Source organism: SAR324 cluster bacterium, assembly GCA_029245725.1.
Classification (GTDB): domain Bacteria; phylum SAR324; class SAR324; order SAR324; family NAC60-12; genus JCVI-SCAAA005.
On sequence record JAQWOT010000008.1, the window covers coordinates 1 to 6,293 of the forward strand.

Annotated in this window: 4 protein-coding genes and 3 pseudogenes; all 7 read left to right on the forward strand. The window is 44.5% G+C overall.

Features of this window, described 5'->3' with window-relative positions; all coding sequences use genetic code 11:
- Positions 1-728 precede the first annotated feature (728 nt).
- The 7 genes and pseudogenes from urtA (at position 729) to urtE (ending at position 6,293) form a co-directional block, all read left to right on the forward strand.
- A pseudogene (gene urtA / locus P8O70_00195) lies at positions 729-2,024 on the forward strand (urea ABC transporter substrate-binding protein).
- 99 nt (positions 2,025-2,123) lie between these two features.
- Positions 2,124-2,411: a hypothetical protein gene (locus P8O70_00200; protein ID MDG2195306.1), complete on the forward strand. Its 288-nt coding sequence runs from the start codon at positions 2,124-2,126 to the stop codon at positions 2,409-2,411.
- Positions 2,412-2,419: 8 nt separating this feature from the next.
- Entirely contained in the window at positions 2,420-3,475 is a 1,056-nt protein-coding gene (locus tag P8O70_00205; protein ID MDG2195307.1) for a hypothetical protein, read from the forward strand.
- A complete protein-coding gene (locus tag P8O70_00210; protein ID MDG2195308.1) occupies positions 3,388-3,738 on the forward strand; it encodes a hypothetical protein in 351 nt (116 codons plus the stop codon). The genes P8O70_00205 and P8O70_00210 overlap by 88 nt, the downstream gene beginning before the upstream one ends.
- A gap of 39 nt (positions 3,739-3,777) precedes the next feature.
- A pseudogene (gene urtC / locus P8O70_00215) lies at positions 3,778-4,963 on the forward strand (urea ABC transporter permease subunit UrtC).
- Positions 4,953-5,699 carry an urea ABC transporter ATP-binding protein UrtD gene (gene urtD / locus P8O70_00220; protein ID MDG2195309.1) on the forward strand — a complete coding sequence of 249 codons (747 nt, stop codon included), beginning with the start codon at positions 4,953-4,955 and terminating at the stop codon, positions 5,697-5,699. The pseudogene urtC and the gene urtD overlap by 11 nt, the downstream one beginning before the upstream one ends.
- Position 5,700: 1 nt before the next feature.
- Positions 5,701-6,293: pseudogene (gene urtE / locus P8O70_00225) on the forward strand (urea ABC transporter ATP-binding subunit UrtE).

A 6,293-nucleotide genomic window follows, 5' to 3' on the forward strand; every position in this document is an offset into this window, starting at 1 on the left:
ACCTCTGTAATAATCCTGAAGCTTTTGGGTAGCCTGGTTGAATGCCTCAAAGCCCTGCACCAGTAACTGGGCATCCAAAGTCTCCTCTTCCGGGTCCAGTACCAGGAATTGAGAAGGATCCGGCAATTCATAAGTCAGTGGTGCCAATTGGCGCTTCTCATTACCCATATACGAAGCTCTCTGGACACCATGTTCCCGCGGAGGACTCAGCCACCCTCAAATTGCATTTAAAGAAAATTGTTCTACTCCAGTGATTCCCTGAACTCAGGACTTTTTTGGGACAGATATAAACCCACCAGATGCAGAAATTGTGCAAGATCACATACTCCACTATTCAAGTCAAGTCACCTCAACATTTGAAATCTGCATTCATGACATTGATATTTACACAAGTTTATTTTCATGAGTTTTGGGGGATTTCAGAAATTCAACACAAATTCACTTCAAAGAATACACAAAATTTGCTCAAGCAAGTTTGATTCTCAATTAAAATTGATAATTAGTGGACTGATTAAAAAATAGATAAATTTTAATCAAAAATAATTAGTAATCATGGAAATTCAGTAATTCTTGAGGATTAACTGATTATATATTAATCAGTTATAAGAATTTCAGTAATTAAGAACAATTCTTGTTGAAATTATTTTCTGGCATTCTGGCTGCAGAATTTTTATTGTCTTTTTGAATGGCAATCACCTTGAATTTTAATCTTCACCCCCAAGGCAAATATGATTTGGAAAAAACATTCTTCATTTGCAAAGCGTCTCCTGCTGACCGGTTTGGCAGGATTAGTAGTTGGTTTAGCAAATGCTGCGGACACTATCAAAGTAGGCGCACTTCACTCGTTGTCTGGAACAATGGCAATCAGTGAAACAACTCTTAAAGATACAGTGCTGATGCTCGTAGAGGAGCAAAATGAGAAAGGTGGCCTATTGGGTAAACAATAGGAAGCCGTTGTAGTGGACCCAGCTTCTGACTGGCCCTTATTTGCAGAAAAAGCACGTGAACTAGTTGACATCGAAAAGGTTGACGTAGTATTCGGCTGCTGGACATCTGTTTCTAGGAAATCTGTATTGCCCGTTTTTGAAGAACTAAATGGATTGCTCTTCTACCCAGTTCAATATGAGGGTGAGGAATCTTCGGAAAACGTATTTTATACGGGTGCCGCACCTAATCAGCAGGCAATCCCTGCGGTCAACTACCTGATGGACAAACTTGGAGTAGAACGATGGGTACTAGCTGGAACAGATTATGTCTATCCTCGAACAACCAACAAAATTCTTGAACAATATCTTAAAGACAGTGGAGTCGCTGCATCAGATATCATGATCAATTACACTCTTTTTGGCCATTCTGACTGGCAAACCATTGTCTCTGACATTAAGACATTTGGTTCTGAAGGAAAAAAGACCGCCGTGGTCTCCACAATTAATGGAGACGCAAATGTGCCATTTTACAAAGAACTTGGTAATCAGGGGATTTCTGCAGAAGATATTCCTGTAGTCGCTTTCTCTCTGGGCGAGGAAGAACTGTCAGGAATTGACACCGAACCTCTCGTCGGCCATCTAGCTGCCTGGAATTATTTCATGAGTGCTGACGCGGACGTCAACTATGACTTTATCGAAAAATGGCACGCTTTCATTGGCAATGAGGAACGTGTAACTAATGATCCAATGGAAGCTCATGATATAGGTTTCAACATGTGGGTTGAGGCGGTCGAGAAAGCAGGTACCACAGATGTTGATGCAGTCCGTGAAGCGCTGTATGAGCTTACTAGCCCAAATTTGACAGGGGGAGCCGCAGTGATGAATACGAATCATCATCTGACAAAACCTGTTTTGATTGGGGAGATCCAGGCAGATGGTCAATTTGAGACAGTGTGGCAGACCCCTGGTGGCGTCATTGGAGATGCATGGTCAGACTTTTTACCTGACAGTAAGCCAATTGTCGCTGACTGGACGGCTCCAATTTCCTGTGGAAACTACAACATCAGTACTGGCAAATGCTCTGGTCAAAACTACTGATCACCAAAAAAGTGACTCACTGATCAAACTGATCAATGAGTCATCCCTCCCCAATCCAGCGGTCATAACTCATGACCGCTACTACTAATTACCAAACCGATGAGCCGGGTCACCTTCCTCATTCTTCTGCTTCTTCCTCTTCATGTTCTTCATGTGGAAGGATCAGAATGGGAAAACATCCTACAACAATTGACCCAAAAAAAGTTTTCAGTCGTAGAGACAGCTGTCATAGCTTTAGGCCAATCTGTTGATCAGCGAGCCCAACCCTTGTTGGAGGCTATGCTTACAAACGAATTGTATCAACGAAAGAGTGACAAACAATTGGTGAGAGCGGTAGGCAGCCGAAATGATTACACTCTTTACGACATTTTTCAGGTTCAGAATTAGCTAAGGAGGTGATTTCTCATCAACTCAATCGCATTCGTGTCAACAACAAAATTCGTTCTACACTACATAACGCCCTAGCCCTCCTAGCTCTCTCCGATCCAGATCCTAAGGCAAGGAGTGAAGCTGCTCGTAAGCTACGAGATGGCCAAGCAGAAGAAATCTTGCCCCTCCTTCAACAAGCACTTGCCGATGAAAAAGTGGAATCAGTCCGAGAAGTTTTGCGGTTTAGTTTGGCCCTCCTTCAACTAAAGCATCCAGACCCAGAGATTCACCGCCAATCTGTAACACTACTGAGTGAATCTCTTGATCAAGACGTCAGGAATCTTCTGACTGAGCTACTACAGAAGGATACCTCAGGTAATTGGAATGAACCTGAGTTAGATATCCGAGAAAAAATCACAGCAACCCTGAAGCAAATTGAGTTTTGGGAAGACATCTATGGTGGAGTTGAGACGTTGTTTTTTGGGGTAAGTTTGGGGTCTGTATTGCTGTTAGCAGCAATCGGCCTAGCTGTCACCTTTGGTATAATGGGCGTAATCAATATGGCTCATGGTAAGATGATCATGCTGGGCGCCTACACGACCTATGTCATCCAGAAAGCATTGCCAAACCATGTGGAGTACTCCCTTTTCATCTCTATTCCAGCAGCGTTTCTCGTCGCAGGCACAGTGGGAATTATTCTCGAGCGTACTGTCATCCGATTAATCTATGGACGAACCCTCGAGACACTGCTGGCAACTTTCGGAGTGAGCCTTTTTCTTCAGCAAGCTGTCAGGAGTATTTTTGGACCCCTCAACCAAAACGTACTGACCCCAAGTTGGATGCAGGGAATCTTGGAAATCAATCCCCTTCTATCAATCACCTACAATCGTCTGACCATCATCCTGTTTGTTCCATTCGTACTGCTGACGTTATTCGCTCTTCTAAAAGAAGTCATTTCGGCCTGGAAATGCGTGCAGTCACCCAAAATCAGCGGATGGCCAATGCAATGGGAATCAGAGCCGACCAAGTTGACACCCTCACCTTTGGCTTGGGTTCAGGAATCGCTGGAATTGCTGGGATAGCTCTGAGTCAACTAACTAATGTGGGCCCAAATTTAGGGCAGTCTTATATCATCGACTCTTTCATGGTCGTAGTCTTCGGAGGAGTGGGCAATCTCTGGGGAACTTTCTTTGGGGCCATGAGCCTGGGCTTGACCAATAAGCTTTTGGAGCCTTTCGCTAGAGCAGTTGCAGCAAAAATCATCGTGCTCGTTTTGATCATTCTCTTCCTTCAGAAGAGACCTCGCGGCATGTTTGCACTCAAGGGACGATTTGTTGAAAACTAGCATCTCAAGAAATGAGTGACACAAAAACTAACCTCAATCATGCAAACAAACTCATTTTTCAACACCTTACTAGCTGATTCAGGTGCTCGATGGTTCCTTGGCTGTCTCCTGGCTCTGGTCACTCTAGTTCCCGTACTGAACGGTCTCATTAGCCAAGACTCTGTGCTTCACATCCCAACTTATGCTGTAAACCTGATGGGCAAGTATCTTTGTTTCGCTTTACTTGCTCTCTCGCTAGATTTGGTCTGGGGATATTGTGGAATTCTCAGCCTTGGACACGGTGCTTTTTTTGCGCTAGGTGGCTACGCATTTGGGATGCATTTGATGCGGGAAATTGGAGAACGTGGAGTATATGGGCATCCAGTTCTGCCTGATTTCATGGTGTTCTTGAGCTGGGAAAACTTACCTTGGTATTGGTGGGGCTTTGACTCATTTATTTTTTCGATCCTGATGGTTCTTCTGATTCCAAGACTTTTGGCCCTTGTCTTTGGTTGGTTTGCCTTCCGTTCCAGGGTTACTGGTGTCTACCTTTCGATCATTACTCAGGCACTTACCTATCTCTGATGCTTGCTTTTTTCCTAAACGAGCTTGGATTTGGTGGGAACAATAGGCTGACTAATTTCAAAGATGTTTTAGGGATTGAACTGCAGGCGGATTCTACTCGGCGGGGACTCTTCATCATTTCAGCATTTGCTCTGGCTGGGGGCTTTGTTTTATGCCGCTGGCTGCTCAAAACCCACTATGGAAAGGTTTTGTTGGCTGTCAGAGATGCAGAGAGTCGGAGTCGTTTCCTTGGATATCACACAGCAAATTATAAACTATTTGCGTTTGTCGTTGCGGCTATGCTCGCAGGATTAGCGGGTGCCTTGTATGTACCTCAGGTTGGTATCATCAATCCTGGTGAATTTTCTCCACTAAATTCAATTGAGATCGTTATCTGGGTTGCTGTAGGGGGAAGAGGTACCCTCTATGGTGCTGCCTTGGAGCAATCGTCGTTAATTTAGCAAAAACCTGGTTTACCGGAGCAATGCCCGAGCTTTGGCTGTTTGTTCTTGGTGGAATGTTTGTTTGTGTAACTGTTTTGTTGCCTAAGGGCATCGTGGGCATTCAATTTTATCGAGACAAACTTTTTCAACACAGACTGAAGACTCCTCTCAAACCTTCAGGTTCAGAGGCACGTTTGTCAACCAGCCTGTTCTCGTCCACGGAGAAAAATTCTCAATGAAAGTATCCTCTATCTAGATGGTGTAACCGTCACCTTTGATGGCTTTCGGGCATTGAATAATTTATCGATCCTACTAGAACACGGAGAATTACAGCCGATCATCGGACCAAACGGAGCAGGAAAAACTACGATGATGGATGAGATAACTGGCAAAATCTGCCTTGATCAAGGAGACGTCTTCTACCACAACCAAACGATCAATCTAGCGACATTGGATGAAAGTGAAATCGCCCAGCTTGGCATTGTCAGAAAGTTCCAAAAACCAACCGTTTTTGAGCAGCAAAGTGTCTCTGACAATCTTTACTTGGCTCTCAAGGCAAACAGAGGAATCTGGGCTGCTTTGTCATTCAAAACTTCAAGAACACTTCAAGAGCTTGTGGAACAGGTGCTCATGAGAATTCGCTTAATTGAACGTCAGCATGATCCAGCAGGCTCCCTCTCGCACGGTCAAAAGCAGTGGTTAGAAATTGGAATGCTGCTTGTTCAGGACGCTCAACTACTGCTAGTTGATGAACCAGTTGCTGGGATGACCGATGCAGAAACGGAACAGACTGCTGAATTACTTCAGGAAATTTCTGGTACTAAGTCCGTGATGGTGGTGGAACACGATATGGAATTTGTCAGGGCTCTGGATTGTAAAGTTTCGGTCTTACATGAAGGAAGTGTTCTGGCCGAAGGGACTCACTTAGAAGTACAGTCCAATGCTACCGTGATCGAAGTCTACCTCGGGAGGTAATATGTTACAGATGGAGCAAGCTGATCTTTACTACGGAGCGAGCCAAACACTCCGAAAGGTTAACCTGAGGGCGGCGATTGGCAGTGTAACCTTTCTTCTCAGAAGAAATGGCGTCGGCAAAACCTCTTTGCTTCGAGCCATTGTTGGCCAGCAACCACTCCGTGAAGGTTCCATTCATTGGGCAGGAAAAGATATTACAAACTGGCCTGCTTGGCAAGAGATCACGCCCTGGAATTACCTACGTACCCCAAGGACGAGAAATTTTTCCACAACTCACAGTTGAAGAAAATCTAAGATCAGGATACACCTGCTTGGCAAGAGAGAAAAAACGTTTTGATGGGGAGGTTTTTTCAATTTTTCCAGTACTTCAACAAATGCTAGGCCGACGTGGTGGAGACCTCTCTGGAGGACAGCAACAACAACTGGTAATCGCCCGTGCCCTGGTGACCCAACCAAAGCTATTGTTACTTGATGAACCGACAGAGGGAATTCAACCCTCCATTATTCAAGACATAGGTCGAGTCATTCAAACGCTGCAGGAACGGGGAGAAATGGCAATATTGTTGGTTGAACAATACTTTGATTTTGCTCGTG

Bases quoted from the DNA above. Each gene is read 5' to 3' on its own strand.
- P8O70_00210 (MDG2195308.1), top strand. From the start codon at position 3,388: ATGGCCAATGCAATGGGAATCAGAGCCGACCAAGTTGACACCCTCACC.
- P8O70_00200 (MDG2195306.1), top strand. From the start codon at position 2,124: ATGAGCCGGGTCACCTTCCTCATTCTTCTGCTTCTTCCTCTTCATGTT.